The sequence below is a fragment of the Halopenitus sp. H-Gu1 genome (assembly GCF_041821145.1).
Taxonomy (GTDB): domain Archaea; phylum Halobacteriota; class Halobacteria; order Halobacteriales; family Haloferacaceae; genus Halopenitus.
The window spans coordinates 1-16,135 of sequence record NZ_JBGUBC010000012.1; the positions used below are offsets into that span (position 1 = coordinate 1).

General features: G+C 58.3%; 14 protein-coding genes. 7 read left to right on the forward strand and 7 right to left on the reverse strand.

What is annotated here, in order from left to right:
* On the reverse strand, positions 1–3,166 hold a 3,166-nt coding region (locus ACERIT_RS10065; RefSeq protein WP_373674723.1), incomplete at its 3' end, for a PAS domain S-box protein.
* Between the two features lie 739 nt (positions 3,167–3,905).
* On the opposite strand from ACERIT_RS10065, the gene ACERIT_RS10070 reads away from it, so the two are divergent.
* Positions 3,906–5,054 carry an anion permease gene (locus ACERIT_RS10070; protein WP_373674817.1) on the forward strand — a complete coding sequence of 383 codons (1,149 nt, stop codon included), beginning with the start codon at positions 3,906–3,908 and terminating at the stop codon, positions 5,052–5,054.
* Positions 5,055–5,071: 17 nt separating this feature from the next.
* Here ACERIT_RS10070 and ACERIT_RS10075 read toward each other — a convergent pair whose 3' ends face one another.
* The 3 genes from ACERIT_RS10075 to ACERIT_RS10085 form a co-directional block, all read right to left on the reverse strand.
* Positions 5,072–5,503: a universal stress protein gene (locus ACERIT_RS10075; RefSeq protein WP_373674724.1), complete on the reverse strand. Its 432-nt coding sequence runs from the start codon at positions 5,501–5,503 to the stop codon at positions 5,072–5,074.
* A 117-nt stretch (positions 5,504–5,620) separates the two neighbouring features.
* Positions 5,621–6,364, reverse strand: a complete 744-nt coding sequence (locus tag ACERIT_RS10080; RefSeq protein ID WP_373674725.1) for a universal stress protein — start codon at positions 6,362–6,364, stop codon at positions 5,621–5,623.
* A gap of 399 nt (positions 6,365–6,763) precedes the next feature.
* Positions 6,764–8,545, reverse strand: coding sequence for a PAS domain-containing protein (locus ACERIT_RS10085; RefSeq protein WP_373674726.1), 1,782 nt, complete (start codon positions 8,543–8,545; stop codon positions 6,764–6,766).
* A gap of 402 nt (positions 8,546–8,947) precedes the next feature.
* Between ACERIT_RS10085 and ACERIT_RS10090 the strand changes: the two genes are divergently transcribed.
* Positions 8,948–9,286 (forward strand): HalOD1 output domain-containing protein, encoded by a 339-nt coding sequence (locus tag ACERIT_RS10090; protein WP_373674727.1) that lies wholly within the window; start codon positions 8,948–8,950, stop codon positions 9,284–9,286.
* Between the two features lie 11 nt (positions 9,287–9,297).
* Here the strand turns inward: ACERIT_RS10090 and ACERIT_RS10095 are convergent, their stop codons facing one another.
* Entirely contained in the window at positions 9,298–10,347 is a 1,050-nt protein-coding gene (locus tag ACERIT_RS10095) for a sensor histidine kinase (RefSeq protein ID WP_373674728.1), read from the reverse strand.
* 431 nt (positions 10,348–10,778) lie between these two features.
* On the opposite strand from ACERIT_RS10095, the gene ACERIT_RS10100 reads away from it, so the two are divergent.
* Both ACERIT_RS10100 and ACERIT_RS10105 read left to right on the forward strand, forming a co-directional pair.
* Entirely contained in the window at positions 10,779–10,922 is a 144-nt protein-coding gene (locus ACERIT_RS10100) for a hypothetical protein (protein ID WP_373674729.1), read from the forward strand.
* 820 nt (positions 10,923–11,742) lie between these two features.
* The gene (locus tag ACERIT_RS10105; protein WP_373674730.1) at positions 11,743–12,066 is read left to right on the forward strand and encodes a DsrE family protein; all 324 of its coding nucleotides are present in this window, start codon (positions 11,743–11,745) and stop codon (positions 12,064–12,066) included.
* On the opposite strand, the gene ACERIT_RS10110 is transcribed toward ACERIT_RS10105, so the two are convergent.
* Positions 12,018–12,392 (reverse strand): hypothetical protein, encoded by a 375-nt coding sequence (locus ACERIT_RS10110; protein ID WP_373674731.1) that lies wholly within the window; start codon positions 12,390–12,392, stop codon positions 12,018–12,020. The two genes, ACERIT_RS10105 and ACERIT_RS10110, sit on opposite strands and share 49 nt — an antisense overlap.
* A gap of 310 nt (positions 12,393–12,702) precedes the next feature.
* Here ACERIT_RS10110 and ACERIT_RS10115 point away from each other — a divergent pair, with 310 nt between their 5' ends.
* Together ACERIT_RS10115 and ACERIT_RS10120 are read left to right on the forward strand one after the other, a co-directional pair.
* Positions 12,703–13,029 carry a cupin domain-containing protein gene (locus ACERIT_RS10115; RefSeq protein WP_373674732.1) on the forward strand — a complete coding sequence of 109 codons (327 nt, stop codon included), beginning with the start codon at positions 12,703–12,705 and terminating at the stop codon, positions 13,027–13,029.
* Between the two features lie 2 nt (positions 13,030–13,031).
* Entirely contained in the window at positions 13,032–13,418 is a 387-nt protein-coding gene (locus ACERIT_RS10120; protein ID WP_373674733.1) for a rhodanese-like domain-containing protein, read from the forward strand.
* 89 nt (positions 13,419–13,507) lie between these two features.
* On the opposite strand, the gene ACERIT_RS10125 is transcribed toward ACERIT_RS10120, so the two are convergent.
* Entirely contained in the window at positions 13,508–15,601 is a 2,094-nt protein-coding gene (locus tag ACERIT_RS10125; RefSeq protein WP_373674734.1) for a CARDB domain-containing protein, read from the reverse strand.
* Between the two features lie 111 nt (positions 15,602–15,712).
* On the opposite strand from ACERIT_RS10125, the gene ACERIT_RS10130 reads away from it, so the two are divergent.
* Positions 15,713–16,117: a ribbon-helix-helix protein, CopG family gene (locus ACERIT_RS10130; protein ID WP_373674818.1), complete on the forward strand. Its 405-nt coding sequence runs from the start codon at positions 15,713–15,715 to the stop codon at positions 16,115–16,117.
* Positions 16,118–16,135 lie beyond the last annotated feature (18 nt).

The following is a 16,135-nucleotide window of genomic DNA, read 5'->3' on the forward strand; positions in this document are numbered from 1 at the left end:
CGACCTGGTTGAGCACCTCGAGATTGTCCCGCTGCTCTTCGATCTTTTGTTCGTACTCGGCGTGAAGACTTCGGTCGCGGCCGATCCCGGCTACCACGGGCTCGCCGTTGGGATCTTCGAAGGCGTTCGCGATGAACTCGTAAGGGATTGACTCGCCGTCGGCGGCCAGTAAATCCAGTTCGGCACGGATACGCCCGGTTTCGAAGGACTCTTCGAGGGCAGACTCGGCAGCCTCTGCATCCTCCTCGCTGAAGAAATTCACCGCATTCATCGATTCAAACTCGTCACTCGTGTGTCCCGTCACTTCCTCGAAGGCTGTGTTCCAGTCTCTGAGATCTCCGTCGCTGTCCAGTACGTAGACCACGTCCTCGATCGCGTCAAGTAAGTCGTCAGTGAACTCTTTTTGGCGTTCGAGGGCTGCCCGCTGATCAAGTTGATCAAGTGCGACGCGGACGTTCCGCGCGAGGATCTCGGCGACGCTAATCTGGCGATCGGTAAACTCGACTTCACCGTTGGCTGCACACGCAAGGACGCCGTGGTCGCCCAACGGGAGGAGGATCGCCGATTGGATGGGGACGTCGGCCGCGATATCGTCCTGTGGAAGCGGACTCCGGACGACGGTCTCGCCTTCCTCGAAGATATCCCACCCCCAACTGCCTCGTGGATGGGCTGGTTCGGGCGTCCCCGCTTTTTCGAGACGATCCTGGTATTCTTCGGAGGCTGCGACCATGCCGAGTTCCGACCCGTCGTCGGTCGGGTACCACACGGACGGCAACGAGAACTCGAGCAGATCGCTTGCTGCCTTGACGGTGATCTCTGCGACCTCTGTGTCCGTTTCGGCCTCGATGATTCGCCGGGTCGTCTCGTGGAGAGTCGAGAGGCGATTTTGGTGTTCCTTGCGTTCGGTGATGTCTCTGCTACTTAAAAGAATCCCCCCGATGTCGGTGTCTTCAAGCAGATTCCGTGCTGTCGTTTCAATCCAGACGTAGCTGCCATCCGACTGCTGAAACCGGTACTCGAACGTAGTCTCTGTACCCGGTGATTCTGTGAGTTCCGCAACGTCCGCGAACCGAGACTCTCGATCGTCAGGATGGACGTACTCGAAGCCATGCTCGCCGATCAGTTCCGTCGGTTCCCAGCCGAAGACACGTTCGACCGCCGGGCTGACGTACTCGATAGTGCCATCAGGGTCGATTAGCGTGATCACGTCGTTCGCGCTTTCGACGTAGGTGCGATAGCGCTTGAGTTCGCGTTCGTATTGCTTACGCTCAGTGATGTCTCGGGCGACAGCGACGAACTTCTCGACGTTCCCGTCGTCGTCCGCCAGCGGTGAAATCGTCTGGTCGAGGACGATTTGCTGGCCGTGGTTGTGCTCGTCGGTGATTTCGCCATGCCACTGCTCGCCCGATCGGATCGTCTCCCACAGCTCTTCGTAGAACTCCTCGTCCTGCTCGCCGGACTGGAGCAGTGTCGGCGTTTTGCCGACGGCTTCTGGCTCGGAATAGCCCGTAATCGTCTCGAAAGCAGGATTCACGTATTCGATCGTCCCATCGACGTCCGTGATGTAGACGGCGTGAGCTGTCTGTTCGATTGCTTTCTCGAACTGTTCGAGTCTCTGTTTGGCTTCCTTGTGCTCGGTAATGTCCTGGACGAGCCCCACGGCACTGACCGGCTGGCCGTCATCGAAGGTGATCTCGGCTTTCTCCCGCATCCAGCGTGTCTCGCCGTCGCCGGTGATGATCCGGTGTTCGATGTCATACGGTTCCCCCTCTTTGGCAGCCTCCCAGGCCTGTTCGACGGACTCCTCGTCGTCGGGGTGGATAAGGTCCAGAAACGTCTCGTGATCGATCGGTCCGCCCTCGCCCTCGACATCCCACATGTCATAAATTCGGTCGGACCAGTAGATCTCGTCGGAGGGGATATCCTTCCGCCACCAGCCGATATTGCCCACTTCCTGGGCCTTCTCCAAGTGAATGTCCCGCTGTCGGCGATCGGTGACGTCCTGCGCGACAACGTCAAGGTCGGGACTCCCTTCTTGTGCCATGACGATGACTCGCAGCCAGACCGTTCGGCCATCCAGCATTTCGAACCGACGTTCGACCGTTTCCCGGCCCGTCTCGGCTGCCTGCTCAATCAGGGCTTCGCGCTCGCTCTTCTCTTTCCACAGGTCTGCTACTGACTGCTCAAGTAACGCTTCGCGTGACTCGGCCCCAGCCATGTCGATCAGCGCCTCGTTCACCTCGATGAACTCGCCATCTCCGGTCGGATCGACGCGACAGACGCCAACTGGAAGGTTCTGCCAGAGGGTTTCGTACTGTTCGAGTTCCCGCTGGCGCTCTTTTCGTTCCGTAACGTCCCGAACGAGCGCCTGAAGTACCGGTTCACCGTCGAATTCGATACGGCTGAGCTTCACTTCCGCGTGGAAATCGGTTCCGTCTACTCGTTTATGGACCCAGTCGAAGCTCTCGGCTCCGTCCTCGAAGGCCTGTTCGATATGTTCCGTCGCGGCGGTCTCGGAGTCAGTCCCGTCAGGCTGTGTCGGTGGGGAAAGTTCCCCAGATGTGTAGTTCGTGAACTCCGCGACCGAATCGAGGCCGAACAGCTCAAGAGTCGTTTCGTTGCAATCGAAGAATCCCTCCCGATCCAGAAGCATCAGCGCATCCCGGGATTCTTCGAAGAGGGTTCGGTATTTCTCCTCTCGTCGTTCGATCTGCCGTTCGTTCTCTTTGCGCTCGGTGATATCGCGCACGAGAGCAATGAATCGATCCGCTCCGTCGGATTCAACTTTGCTCACCCAGACCTCGACGGGGAACGTCGTTCCATCCTTTCGGCGGTGGATTCCCTCGTCTTCTACACTTTCCACGGAGCCGGCGTCCAGTGAGTGCCACATTTCCTGGAGCCTTCCCCCGTCGAGGCTCACTTCGATCTCGGGGATTTCCATCGAGAGCAACTCCTCACGCGTGTAGCCAAGGATTTCCAGAATCGTCTCGTTGGCGTCGAGGATTTGTCCCTCGGCATCGTGGACGATGATCCCGTCCGGTGCGTGTTTGAAGAGCATCTCGTACTCGGATTCGGTAACTGCAGACTGGCCATCCAGATCGGCTGATCGATCGTCCGATCCGGAATCCTTCTCGGGATCCTCATTCCGTCCGTCTTGGCCGTCCATGGCTTGAACTGGTTCGCTGGGCGGTTAATACGAAGGGGTAGATACCACATTTGCAAGACGGAACTCGTCTATCCGCTTGACTCGTTCCACGACTCCGCTATCGCTGGGCGGGTTACAACCCCACAGTCACCGATCGCAAGAGGGTCATTCATCAATCAGCGAACACGGTGTAATACTGCTCACACGAACCGGATCGGGCATCTGGACAGACACCCGATCCCCACTTCTCGTAGACCCACTCCAGGAACGATCGCTCACCGCGTCGACGTCTTCCGAGCCATTCGTGAGAGCTCCGGCATCCCCGGTCCTGCGACCATGCTGCTGCGGAGATACTCTGGAAGCAACCACTGGGTTCAGAAATGACTCAAAGCCATCGTCTCTGTTCACCGCGGTGTTCGTATTGATCGATTTGACGGCGTTGATTACAGCAAGACTCAGCGGTGCATACGCGCCGTGCATGTAGCATTCCAATCCGTTTCGTATCGGACAGTAACTGGGTGTTCCATCTGAGTAATCAAGACCTCAACGACTCTCCAACCACAACAACTGATAAGACAACTCTCTCCGTATCCGACACCTGTGGGTATATGCTAATGATGGGGATGGTGGTGTCCATCGTCGCCGTCGGTTCTAACTGCACACTTGACTGCATCGAGCCCTCCGCTCGGATGTGGAGGGCCGAGCAGTGAGTCTTGCCTTCTGGAGTCTCGTCTTCTTTGCGACGCTTGCTGGCTTATTCATGGCGTGGGCACTCGGTGCAAACAGCAATTCACCACCGTTTGCGCCTGCAATCGGAGCGAACGCCATTTCGACGATGCGCGCGGCGTTTCTCATCGGGATTTTCGCAGCAGCGGGCGCACTGACCCAAGGTGGTGCGATTTCGGAGACGGTCGGTGCAGAGTTGATCGGCAGCGTCACGATCACACCCCTTGCAGCGAGTACGGGTCTGCTTGTGGCAGCATCGTTTATGATCTTCGGCGTCTACACAGGCTACCCGGTCCCTGCAGCGTTTGCGACGACCGGTGCGATGGTCGGCGTGGGTCTCTCGCTTGGCGGTGATCCGGCGTTTGGAACCTACCAGCGTATCGGGACGTTCTGGCTACTGGTCCCGCCGATGTCAGGCGGGCTTGCTTTTCTCACTGCGATACTTCTCAGACGTGATGAAGTGCCTGAAACAGTCGGCGTCCCGTTGCTTGCAGCAGTTGTTGGGGGGATTCTCGCGAACATCCGCCTCAGTGTGATTCCACACCCTGATCGCGCGCAAGGATCGCTCGCTGACGCCGTCTCGATAGCGGTAGGACGTCCGCTCGTTGCGGGACTCGACGCTATCGCCATCCTCGTCACACTGCTGATCGCGGGGATTGGGTTCTCCGTTATCCGTCGCATGACTCAGGCGTCTGTTGAAAAGGGGATTCGAACCTTCCTGCTCATCCTCGGAAGTGTCGTCGCCTTCTCCAGTGGCGGGAGCCAGGTTGGACTTGCGACGGGGCCGCTGGAGAATCTCTACGGGGTCGAACTCGGGTTACCGGGGATCGTCCTGCTCGCTGTCGGTGCGATGGGAATTCTTGCTGGTGCGTGGATGGGTGCTCCACGCCTCCTGCAGGCGACGTCCCGCGAGTACGCACAGCTCGGTGTCCGTCGGTCGATTGCGGCACTTGTTCCTGGGTTTATTATCGCACAGATCGCAATCGCGCTTGGCATCCCAATCTCGTTCAACAACATCATCATCTCCGGCGTGATCGGCGGTGGGCTCGTGGCGGGATCGGCAGGTGTCTCCCGACGAAAAATCGGCGTAACACTCGCCTTCTGGTTGATTACCCTATTGACATCAATCGGCATCAGCTTCGGACTCTATCAGGTGTTCTCGACGTTACTAGGGATTCGGTGAATACGCGCGGAGTCACGTTACCGGACGACCGTAACAGTTACTGGTGCGTCACCGACGACAGCGGTCGCAACAGTGCCGAGCAGTCGTCGGGCAATCCGGCCCTGCTCGCCGCCGTGTGCCCCCATTACGATCTGATCAACGTCGTGTGTGTCAACATATGCGAGAATCGTCTTGGCCGGCTCGCCAGTTTCAATGACCGTCTCGATCTCCCGACCTGCTGTCTCGGCCTGTCTGCTGGCGCGTTCAATCAGGTTCTCAGATCGTTCTTGTGCAGTCTTAAACCGTGTTTCGTCCACTTCCAGAACGCCACCCTCACTCAGCGGGGAATCCAACGGCGTGATAATGTTCAGGACCGTCACCTCGCAGTCGAACACCGCAAGTGCGTGTTCAAGAGCCTTCCCGGCTAGCGGCGATCCGTCCATCGGCACGAGAACATGTGACGGCTGCATAATGAAATTCAACGTGGGACGGGTATATATCTTCCAGCCAATGGGAGGTCACCTGTTGAGAAATATGACCCCGCTCCTGAAATCCGGATCCGAGCCTGTACCTCGTTGCTGGAGCCGTCACTCCGTGTCAGTCTCCTCGTCATCGTCCGGTTCCCCGTGCTGGATCACGAATACCGGACCGAGAAACTGCTTTGCGACCTGGTCCGCAGTCATCCCGAACAAGAAGGTCGCCACTGATGGATCGGATTCTCCCATGACGATCGCATCGTAATTATCGGCAGCATCAACGATTGCCGCTTGGGGATCGTCCCCTCGCGAGATCTGGATATCGATCATGTCTGGGGATACTCCCTCTTGGGAGAGTCGAGTCGAAATCCCATCGAGCAGCGTCTTCACGTCTTCGTCAGTTTCGTTCTCTTCGGGGACGTGGTACAGTGTTACGTTGACGTCGTTCGTTGCGAACAGTCCCGAAACTAAGCGGATGAACCGATCGATTCCGACGATGCCGCGGACCGCGACGAGTACAGTCTCAATTGGTCTCGTTGCGTTTGGAATCAGTACCGCGAGACAGTCGTGTTCGGCCGCCATCCGATCGATAGTGGTCTGTCCATGGTGGGTAAATACGAGCTGGGATTCGACTATCGCACCCGCGTGTTCGAGTATCTCCGCGAAATCGTCGAGACGGCGGGTGGCCTGGTCTTCGAACTGGTGTCGCGCCTGATCGGTTGCGGTCTGGTCTGGCACGACGTGGTAGCCAAGCAGGACGACGTGTGCATTCGCAAGGAGTTCGGGAACGCCCTCCGGAATTGATTCCCCCTCGAGAACGCTGATCGGAATCAAGATGTTGGGTCTGTCTTGCATTGTCTGAACGTTCCGTTGAGTCTGGTGGCACTGATGTGGAGCTTAGATACGCACCGATCATAAAAGGCAGTGTGAATCACCGCGTGTTTTCGGAGTGCGGTGAACTGCGAAGGTATCCTGCTGACTGTGCGGGACTACCAGCGACGGATCACCGCGACGATGTCTGTCGGGGAGACGCTGGATGCAAGGGAATACTCACAGCAGACGCTCGGCGGTCACGTAACGGAGGACTGCTCACACCGTCGTCGCCAGTGCGACCAGATGGACGGCAACGCCGGTAGTAACCGTTTCTCCTCATCTGCTGACCGTCAGAGTTGTTGAATACGCGCTCTGTATCGAGACCGACATGAGTCAACTCATTCCGGAATGATCAACCCCCGGCTGCCGAATACGGAGGTTCTATGCAGCAAACTCGACGCCGGTAATCTCGAATCGGGCGCCACCATCTATGCTGTCAGTGATGCTGATCTCCCATCCATGAGCCTCGACAATCCGTTGGACGATGTTGAGTCCGAGGCCGGTGCCGTCCTCTGCGGTCGAGTACCCGATGTCGAACACCGCCTCGCGTTCGTCAGCAGGAATTCCGGCAGCGTCATCGGCAACATAGAACCCGTCGGTCAGATCCCCGACTGTCACGGTCACCCTCTCACCTCCGTGTGTGACCGCATTGGAGATCAGGTTCTCCAGCAATTGTTTCAGTCGGCTTGCATCGGCCTGGATCGTCTGTTCCGTCTCGATGACAAGTGCCGCAGTACCTGTCTCCACGTTCCGCCAGCAACTGTCAAGCGTATCTGCCATCTCGACGGGTTCGACCTCACTAACGTCTTCGGCTTTATGCGAAACCGTGAGCAGTTCTTCGATCAACGTAAAGCTTCGATCTATCGCTGTGACCGCATCTTCGAGATGTTCGCTGTCACAATCCTGTTGGGCTAGTTCCACTCGTCCGCGTGCTACGTTCAATGGGTTCCGCAAGTCGTGAGACACGACACTGGTGAATTCGTCGAGAAACTCGTTTTGCCGCTTCAACTTGTGTCTCTGGCGGTTTCGTTGCGTCACGTCCCGGATCATTGCAAGAATGCCGTCAACGGGCTCCTCCCCGAGGAGATTTTTCCCCCGGGTTTCGACCCACCGCCACTCACCGGAAACGTCCTTTGCTCGGAACTCCGCAGAGAACGTTTCGTTTGGATTTGCCAACAGATCTTCAAAGTGGTCGGAGAGTATCTGCTGGTCGTCCGGATGGATATATTCGAGCGGGTCTTCGCCCTCGATTTCTATCGCGTCTAGTTCGTGTAGCGAGGAGATCGGACTTTGGTATTGAACGGTCAACTCCTCGTCCAAGAGGGCGATCTGGTCCGGCGAGTGCTCGACGAAAAACTCGTACTGTCTGAGGTCCTGTTCGCGCTCTTTGCGGTCGGTGATGTCCCGGATTGCCCCACGGATGGTGACGATGTCTCCGTCCGTTTGAATGGCCTCGCCGATGGCTCGCACCCAACAGAGCCGGTCGTCGGCCGTGAGTAGTCTGGCTTCGACATCAAAAGGCTCGCCAGTTTCGATACAGCGTTCGACAAGCCGCCGAATCTCGGCTTGGTCATCCGGGTGATAGAACTCCACTCCCGCATCCACCGTTGGCTCGAAATCCGAGTCAGGGGGGATGTCGTGAATCGTGTACGTCCCCTCGGTCCAGCGCTGCTCGCCCGTCTCGACATCGATCTCCCAGCCACCGACGTCGGCAAGCTGTTCGGCGTGCTCAAGCAGATCCTGACTTCGGTCGAGTTCCTTTCGAGTGTGAAACTGACTGACGGTATTCCTGATTCGGTTGGCAAGCACCTCGTACTGACTGGTCCCGGTTTCTTTTTGGAGGTAATCGGTCACCCCTGATGAGATGGCCGTACTGGCGACCGCTTCGGAGCCCTTGCCGGTATAGAGGATGAATGGGAGGTCGGGGTAGTTCTCGCGGACGGCTTGGAGAAACTCGATGCCGTCCTGGCCTGGCATGTCGTAGTCGGAGACGATACAGTCTACAGCATGGTCGGCCAAAAGCTCCAGTCCCTCGTCGGGAGTGGTCGCGGTGTGAACGGTGATCCGGTTGCTCTCGCGTTCGAGAAACGTTGCAGCCATGTCGGCGAAGTCCGGTTCGTCGTCGACATGAAGAACGCGTATTCTGTCTGTCGTAGCGTTCATAACATCACCCTCATTGACTAATCGTCACGAGACCGAGACTTAAGTTGTCCCCCGACCGGAGATGTGGCGATTGCTAAATTCGTGCCTTGTATCTCGCCTGGCCGCTTGGAAGTATACACTAGTTGGTTCGTTTTCAAGCGCTTAGTTTGCAACTCATCTTAACAGGTAACTCCGAGGCTGCCAAACACACATTTGTCGGATGCATGCCCGGGAGGGCAGTGAGCGGGAGTGGCTTGGAGAGAATACGTGAGTTGTTCTGGCGCTGGTGGAATCCGCCAAAGGCGATTGGTTCTGATACACGTGGGGTCAGCACAGCGGAAAGCAATAACGCTCTTAAAAGTCACACGAACTGCGAACATGAACGAGGATCAATTTAAATAGGAAAGGAGACTGTCATTATGTATGCCTCCCGAAGATTTGACTATCTATCGTGGTTGTACACCGGTCGTTGACGCGGAATACAACATCGATAGCGATCGATCACCGGCAGATGTGGTTATCGATGCAGTAGCAGAGGCAGCCGAAGTTGACCCGTTGGACCTTCCGCCACTGTATGAGTTCGTTGATCCCGATGCTATCAACAAACTGTTCCGCCATAATGGGGCCGCAGACACAGAGAATCTCTTCGGTTTCCAGATGACTACGTGGAACGTGTTCATCGCTTCCAACGGGAAGATACGCGTCTGTGATGCAACCCGGCCAACGAATCCCGAACCAGTCTTCGAGGGGACGATAGCTTAAACGATCGAGTACTAACGGCTGCCAGTCTGTTTGCAGTCTTCTGTGACTGGCAATTCAACGACAAACACGGCCCCCTCGGGTTCGTTGTCTTCAACCCAGACATCGCCACCGTACGTGTCCACGAGTGTATTGACAAGATACAGGCCGACTCCCGTCCCGGGACTCTCTAATCCTTTCTCCCCCTGCCCGAATATGTCATCCTTCCGGGCATCCGGCACGCCCGGTCCGTTATCCGCCACCCGAACCCGAACTGTATCGTCATTCTCCTCCGCGGAGAGAGTAATCTCGGGTTTGTCTTTGTCGTTGTGCCGGATCGCGTTTGTCAACAGATTCCTGAACACTGAATTGAGCAGCGAATTGGCCCGGACCTCCGTGTTCGGGAGTCCTCCGTCGACCCGGATTTCCGCGTTCGTATTGGCTTGTCTCGCCTCAGTGAGCTCTTCTTTGGTGACGGAGTTGAGCTGGATCTGGTCGTTCTCGACGTGGGTTCCTAACATTACGTCGGCCAGATCCCCGGCGGTCGCGGTCAGAGCAATGACATCGTCGGAAACCTCGTTGATCGTCCGGAGGTGTTCTATCCCCTCCTCGTCGTCGACGTACGTCTCAAGCATGTCCGCGTAGGCGGTTATCAACTGGATGTCGTTGCGGATGTCGTGACGAAGGACCTGGTTGAGTATCTCGAGATTATTCCGCTGTTCTTCCGTCTGATTGATCGTCCGCTTGAAACTCTTCAGGGCCTCCTTCTGGGTCTGGAGGTGGTCGATCGTCCGGTTCATCGGCCGGAACAGTGTCAGGTACAACACCGGAAAAATCAGCAGTAGCAGTGCTGTCGAGTCCACCAGCGCCTCCGTCGCGGGATGAAGATCCCGAACCATCGCGTGGAGCAGCCCCATCACGATCACCTCGGCAACGAAGATGACCAGGACCAGATACGTGAGCATTCGTGTCGGAGAAAATTTGTGATCGTCCGAATCGGAAGTTAACTCCTCCTTGTATCGGAAGTTCGTCTCCGAATTACTACTCTCGTCGCTTCCACCGTCTCGATCTTCTCGTGAACTCATTCAGATTTTTTCCTCCATAAGACTCCACTATCCCCATCGAAATCCCCTCTCTCGACCGAGAGAGGGTCATTAGGGCAAGTCTCGGTTGCAAAATAGTAAAAGATGGTGGTGCAGAACGCTTCGACCCACGTTCGAGTTGTTCACCAGTAGTGGCGGGACGTTCTCGCAAATCAGATACGTTGGTCCTGTTGAAATCCTCAACCGATGAGAGGTTCTGGTCCTCAATCGCTCAATACAAGCGACTCACGTATGCGGCGCCGAATATACCTGACTCTTGTCAGAAACTGCGTGCAAGATATAGAGAATGTAGTTAGCAAGCTCACCTCGTTTGTTTCGAGCAATCAGCGTTGAACCAGCCGTTAGAACAAGCGTATGTATCTACCAGCGTCCTCGGCGACACCTTTTACTCCTGAGCGATTGTTCATCTTAGTATGTCGAGGACAATTGAACTCAATGATGAACTGGTCGAGCGTCTGGAAACGCATCTTGAGGAAGACGAAACAATGGAAGAATTCATCGAGGAACTCGTGAATATCTACGAACAGGAGGGGCGTTTCAGTGACCCAGGTCTATAAATCGGAGTCCAGAATATCGGCCATAGATAGTACTGCACGATTCTAATACCCACGCTCTTGAGCTGTTACCGTACAAGATACGCGCCTTGTCTCTCGTATGGCTGTTTGGGTGTGCGCTAATTGCAGTCTTCGGTGATTAGTTCGGTTCGAATTTTCAAGCGCTCACATCGAGAACGACCGGTCGCGCACGGGAGCGGTTCTGGAACTACTCGTCGCCCGTCGGACTCCCGCCCCCTCCAAGCCCATGACCGCAATTCCAAACTCGCTCTCACAGAAGCGAACGAAGCTCTGGATGCCGCTCAGATAGGTGCCCAATCTCTGCCTTAATTTAAAATGTAAGCGACCGACGTGTTAATTCCTACCTGTGATTTCCCGCTTTAGCTGTATGCAGGCGCTAAGCCCCCACCTCAACGAGCGCCGGGCTTCCGACGGGTGTCGGAAGCACAAGCGAGTAGGGTGGGGATACAGCGCCGTCGTCGTTTATTTTCGTGTGAATCGGTGTCCTTACTACTCCGGCGGTTGAATGCGGTAGTACGATGCTCGCCACGCCTTCGGCGTTGTTCAAACGCGACAAGAAGCGTGCAACGTCGGTTGTGGTCGAGTGTCCAATCGGTAGGAGTGGGACACTCCGAACCGCCTGTAAAGGGGAATCGCCTGCGGAGTCTGGAACCACTGTGCCCACGCCGGGTACAAGCTCCGACGCACAAACAGGAAGCCCCGACCTCAACAAGCGAGGGCCGAGTAGGCCCGAGCGCGGTAGGTCGGGGTAGTTCACAGAACTATCATAAGTTCTCAAGTGCACGACCGGCAAAGTTTTCGTATGGACCTGGGAATCATCCTGGAGACAAACGACTCCGAGCGAGTTTGGAACGCGTTCCGCCTAGCGAATACAGCGCTTGATTCGGACCACACGGTTGAGATTTTCCTCCTCGGAGATGGGGTCGAAGCACCGGATCTGGAGCATGAGAAATTCAATCCACACGGGGTGATGCTCAAGTACACCCAAAACGGGGGCGAACTCTACGCCTGCGGAACGTGTCTCGATTCCCGCGACATCGAAGCGGACGATCTCCGGCCCCGAGGAACGATGGAGGACTATCTCAGAATCGTTGAAGAGGCCGATAAGGTGCTTACGATCGGGTGATCAAGTATTTCTCCGACGGATTCTCCGTCCGATTCGTCGGCAGCCTGTTCGCTCTGTTGTGTCTGTTCTACGTGCTCGTCCCATCTGAACATCTTCGCCGGGTCCGGTGAAGGATCGTAGTTGCTGGAGTAGCCAGCCGGGACCCCGTTGAGGTACTCCGGGAGTTCGTCGACGCCAAGCGCGCGTCGACCGAAGGCACGGAGGCACTGTCGGTACTCACGGTTCGTCTCCTCGCTCTCGTCGGTCCGATTGATCCAGCGGACGGTATCCTCGGCGGCCTTCCGCTTCTCGAGGGCGTCCGCGAGACCGCCAACCTCGCGAGCCATCTTGACGCTCCGCATCAAGACGTCGCTGTGCTGGCTCGCCGAGAATTCTCTCCGACCCCGGAGTTCGATCGTCGGTGTGCGTCGAGAATCACCTCAGCATCGGCGGCACTCATCCCGTCGCTATCCGTACAGCGTTCCACGTTTCGCTGGATAGCTCTCTCCGGCTGCTCGGTCAGATACACGCCATTGATATGTGGCCAAATACCGAGTTCGGAACCCACTCCGGCCACTCCCCGTTTCAGACGACTCGGTGTGCACCTGAGCGGACGGTCCGCCGGGACTTATTGGGCTTCATCGCTGATGGGTGTCCATGAGCCTCGATCGATACGCCGACGCTATCGCCGACCTCGATCCCGACCGCGGTGACGTGGAGACCGCCGAACTCGTCGTCACCGACGACGTGCTCGTCAAGGCGTTCGTGCTTGGTCCCGACGCTGAGATCGAACCGCACGAACACGCCGACGCGACGAACGTGTTTCACGTTCTGGAGGGGACTCCAACGGTGATCAAAGAGGGGGAGCGCGACCGTCTCACAGCCCCCGCCGTCGTCCCCAACGAGCGCGGCGACATCCACGGCGCTGTAAACGAGACCGACGAGCGTGCCGTGCTTACCGCGAGCCTCTGCCCGCTTCCGTGAGAATGGTCGCCGAGATCGATGCTGCGGAACTCGCGGCGCTGCTCCAGGACGGCGATTCACCCACGATCGTGGACATCCGGTCGAGGCGTGCATTCGATCGCGGACACCTCCCCGGAAGCCGCAACCTGCCGTTTCCGGAGCTCACGACACGAGTCAGCGAACTCGAGGACGCAGCCCGGATCGTGACGGTCTGTCCTCACGGCGTCTCCAGCCAACAGGCTGCGGCCCTCATCAGCTCGTACGCGGGCACCGCGGACGCTCGCGTCGAGAGCCTCCGTGGCGGCTTGGAGGGGTGGAACGGTCCGCTGGAGTCAACCGCCGCGTCCGGAACCCGTGATGAGGACCGCGGTGCAGGTGAGACTGGAGAGGGTCCGGAAGCTCCCTTTTGAGAGCCGTCCGTCCCCGTCCCCGTCCCCGTCCCCGTCCCCGTCCCCGTCGTTGCTCCCCGCTTACGATCGCCGCCATTCTGAAGTCTCACTCACTGTCGTCGCCGTGCGAGGATCATCACGGTCGCCATCGCGGTCACGAGTGCGACTACTGCGTGAGCACCTGCGAATCCTGGCGTTCGTTCGCTTGTCGGCGAGGCGTTTCCACCGGTTGATGCGTTCGTTTCCGACCCGTCGGTCGTCTCTGGCGGATCGACGGTCACCGTTGTGTGTTCCTTGCCGATCTCGATCGTCGTCTCGCCGGCCTCGTTCAGGGTTACGGTCGCGCCGATCGTCTCCGTCTCGCCGGCGTCGAGCGTCACTTCGTGGGTCGCTTCGGCCGCTCCGTTCACCGACAGCACGAACGCCTCACGTGCGGGGATCGACTCCGGATTTTCGACGGTCGCGCTCACACGCACCTCCTCGCCAGCCGTAACCCGATCGGGCTTGACTGACAACTCCCGAACGCGCGGTGTCGCCGGCTCGACGACCGTCACCGCGATCCCCTCGTCGTCGACGGTCACCTCGTGGCTGCCGGGCTCCGTGAACGCGTGCTTGAGGGTTTCGACGGTCGTCTCGCCGGCGCCGAGTTCCCCTTCCCGGGTCGCCACGACTACACCATCGACGCGCATTGTGAGGGCGTACTCGCCGGCAGTACCGCCGCTGTTCGAGACGCGAACCCGGACCTGGAGGCTCTCGCCGGGAACGATCGTCGCCGGATTCGGATCGATCGCTTGGTCGCGGTACTCGCCGGTAACACGAACCGAATCCGGATCGTCGATCGAGACGTAGATCCGGCTCGGAAGCCGTCCGAATGCTTCGTCGTGAGCGGATCGGTCCCATGCCGCGGGAACCGCATCGGTGGTCGTCAGTCGCTCGGCGTCGTCGCGAACCTCACGTCCGGCAGCCTCCCGGACGTATTCGAGCACGTCGTCGTTCCTCACCTCCCCGTTCTTCGCGTTGACTCGGCGGAGGACGGTTGCAATCGTCCGTCCACCGTCCGTCGAAAGCCGCATTCGTCGGTCGATCTCGCTGACAACGAGTGCCCCCTTTCTATACTCGGCGGCATTTCGCCAGGTGTTCGGCCGGGTGAGAATCGAGTCGGCCTGCGGTTCGCGTTCGCCGCGCCGGAGTACACGCCGGAACGCATCGAAGTCGACACCACCACGTTCGAGGGTCAACAGGGCCGCGTAGTAGGTCGCCGACGCCTCAGTGATCCACTGCCCCGAGGTGGTGGTGGAATAGTCCTGACGCGTGTGGACGTATTCATGGACCCAGACGTTGTCGGCCGTGTCCGTTCGTTCGGGATCTCGCACCCACATGTCGGCTGATCCCGTCTGGAGTCCGCGGACGCTCCAGCCGACCTCGTCGGTCGGTGCGGCGATCACGAACACCGTCTCGTCGCGGTCGCCGATCGGGAGCGCTCCCGATGCGTGCTCGAGTGACGCCAATATCTCAGTCGGTGAATCGGCCAGTTCAGCACTTTCCGGCACGATCAGTCGGAACTGCTGGCCGTGTGCCTCGCGGACGTGTTCCTCGTAGGGGCCGAGGTAGGCCATTCGGTCACTCGCGGCGCCCTCGCCTGCAACGACGTTCTCGCGAGTGACGCGTACGTCACGGGTCTGATGCGGCTGGCGCCAACTAACGTTGACCGCCGGTGGCTGGACGATCGCCCACTCGCCCACGCCGACGAAGAGGTATTGTCCACCTCCCTCGAGCGGACCGGCCCGCTCGCGGGTGCGATTGGCCGGCATTCGGTAGGAGACACGCGGGGTCGACGTCCGGCCGTCCCAGACCCACGTCGTTTCGTCCTCACGGGTGAACCCGTTCGTCGTCATCCCGTGTGCACTCTCGGGAAGGAATATCCGCAGTTCGGTTACCTGATCGGGGATCCGAACTTGGGTTCTGACGCCGTATTCTCCGGTGCGGTCGACCTGCCGCAAGGTGTTCTCAAGGCGGATCGTGTCCGACCCCTCGATGGCGGCGGTCTCCCGCTCGTCAGATCCGCTCGCATCGATCGTGTTCGTCGTTGCGCCGTGTGCCTCTCCCGTGAGCGGAATTCCCGCGAATGCAACCGTAAAAATGAGCGTCGCCAGAACGATCGCGACTCCCAACCTTCCGGTTTCGATCCGGATCGATCCGCGCATACAGGGACTGACTCGGCGGACCAAATTAGGGGTTCGGGATCGCCGATCTCGGCGTGAACCGTACAACTGTCTGACAAACGTTTAAGTATCATGCGGCTCCAAGAGCCGATGATGGGCAACAAGAACAAGACCATCTCGTTTCGCGTCAACGAGGACGCCTTCGAGACGCTTCGCGAGATCGCCGAAGAGCGGGACATCTCGCTTTCCGCCGTGTTCCGCGATTACGTGGACACACTGGTTGCCCACGACGGCAAGGTGCGGGTCGTTCCCGAACACCAACTAGAGAACGCGGGCGATGGCGACGACTCGTTCCCCCCGAAAGTCGAGGTCCCCAAGAGCTTCATTCGCGAACACGAGCGGCTCGAACTGGAGGCTGACCACCTCCGTGAGCAACTCGAAGAGCACAAACGCTACGTGACCTACCTCCGCGAGCAGCTCGAAGACGAGGACGAGGAGGTCATCCAACTCGAGGATCTGGACGGCGAGCCCGACGAACCCTCCTTCAGACTCGGGTGAACGGACTCGGTGTTTCTC

Coding starts and splice junctions, on each gene's coding strand:
- ACERIT_RS10070 (WP_373674817.1), top strand. CDS start 3,906: ATGGCGTGGGCACTCGGTGCAAACAGCAATTCACCACCGTTTGCGCCT.
- ACERIT_RS10075 (WP_373674724.1), bottom strand. CDS start 5,503: ATGCAGCCGTCACATGTTCTCGTGCCGATGGACGGATCGCCGCTAGCC.
- ACERIT_RS10080 (WP_373674725.1), bottom strand. CDS start 6,364: ATGCAAGACAGACCCAACATCTTGATTCCGATCAGCGTTCTCGAGGGG.
- ACERIT_RS10085 (WP_373674726.1), bottom strand. CDS start 8,545: ATGAACGCTACGACAGACAGAATACGCGTTCTTCATGTCGACGACGAA.
- ACERIT_RS10090 (WP_373674727.1), top strand. CDS start 8,948: ATGCCTCCCGAAGATTTGACTATCTATCGTGGTTGTACACCGGTCGTT.
- ACERIT_RS10095 (WP_373674728.1), bottom strand. CDS start 10,347: ATGAGTTCACGAGAAGATCGAGACGGTGGAAGCGACGAGAGTAGTAAT.
- ACERIT_RS10100 (WP_373674729.1), top strand. CDS start 10,779: ATGTCGAGGACAATTGAACTCAATGATGAACTGGTCGAGCGTCTGGAA.
- ACERIT_RS10105 (WP_373674730.1), top strand. CDS start 11,743: ATGGACCTGGGAATCATCCTGGAGACAAACGACTCCGAGCGAGTTTGG.
- ACERIT_RS10110 (WP_373674731.1), bottom strand. CDS start 12,392: ATGGCTCGCGAGGTTGGCGGTCTCGCGGACGCCCTCGAGAAGCGGAAG.
- ACERIT_RS10115 (WP_373674732.1), top strand. CDS start 12,703: ATGAGCCTCGATCGATACGCCGACGCTATCGCCGACCTCGATCCCGAC.
- ACERIT_RS10120 (WP_373674733.1), top strand. CDS start 13,032: ATGGTCGCCGAGATCGATGCTGCGGAACTCGCGGCGCTGCTCCAGGAC.
- ACERIT_RS10125 (WP_373674734.1), bottom strand. CDS start 15,601: ATGCGCGGATCGATCCGGATCGAAACCGGAAGGTTGGGAGTCGCGATC.
- ACERIT_RS10130 (WP_373674818.1), top strand. CDS start 15,713: ATGGGCAACAAGAACAAGACCATCTCGTTTCGCGTCAACGAGGACGCC.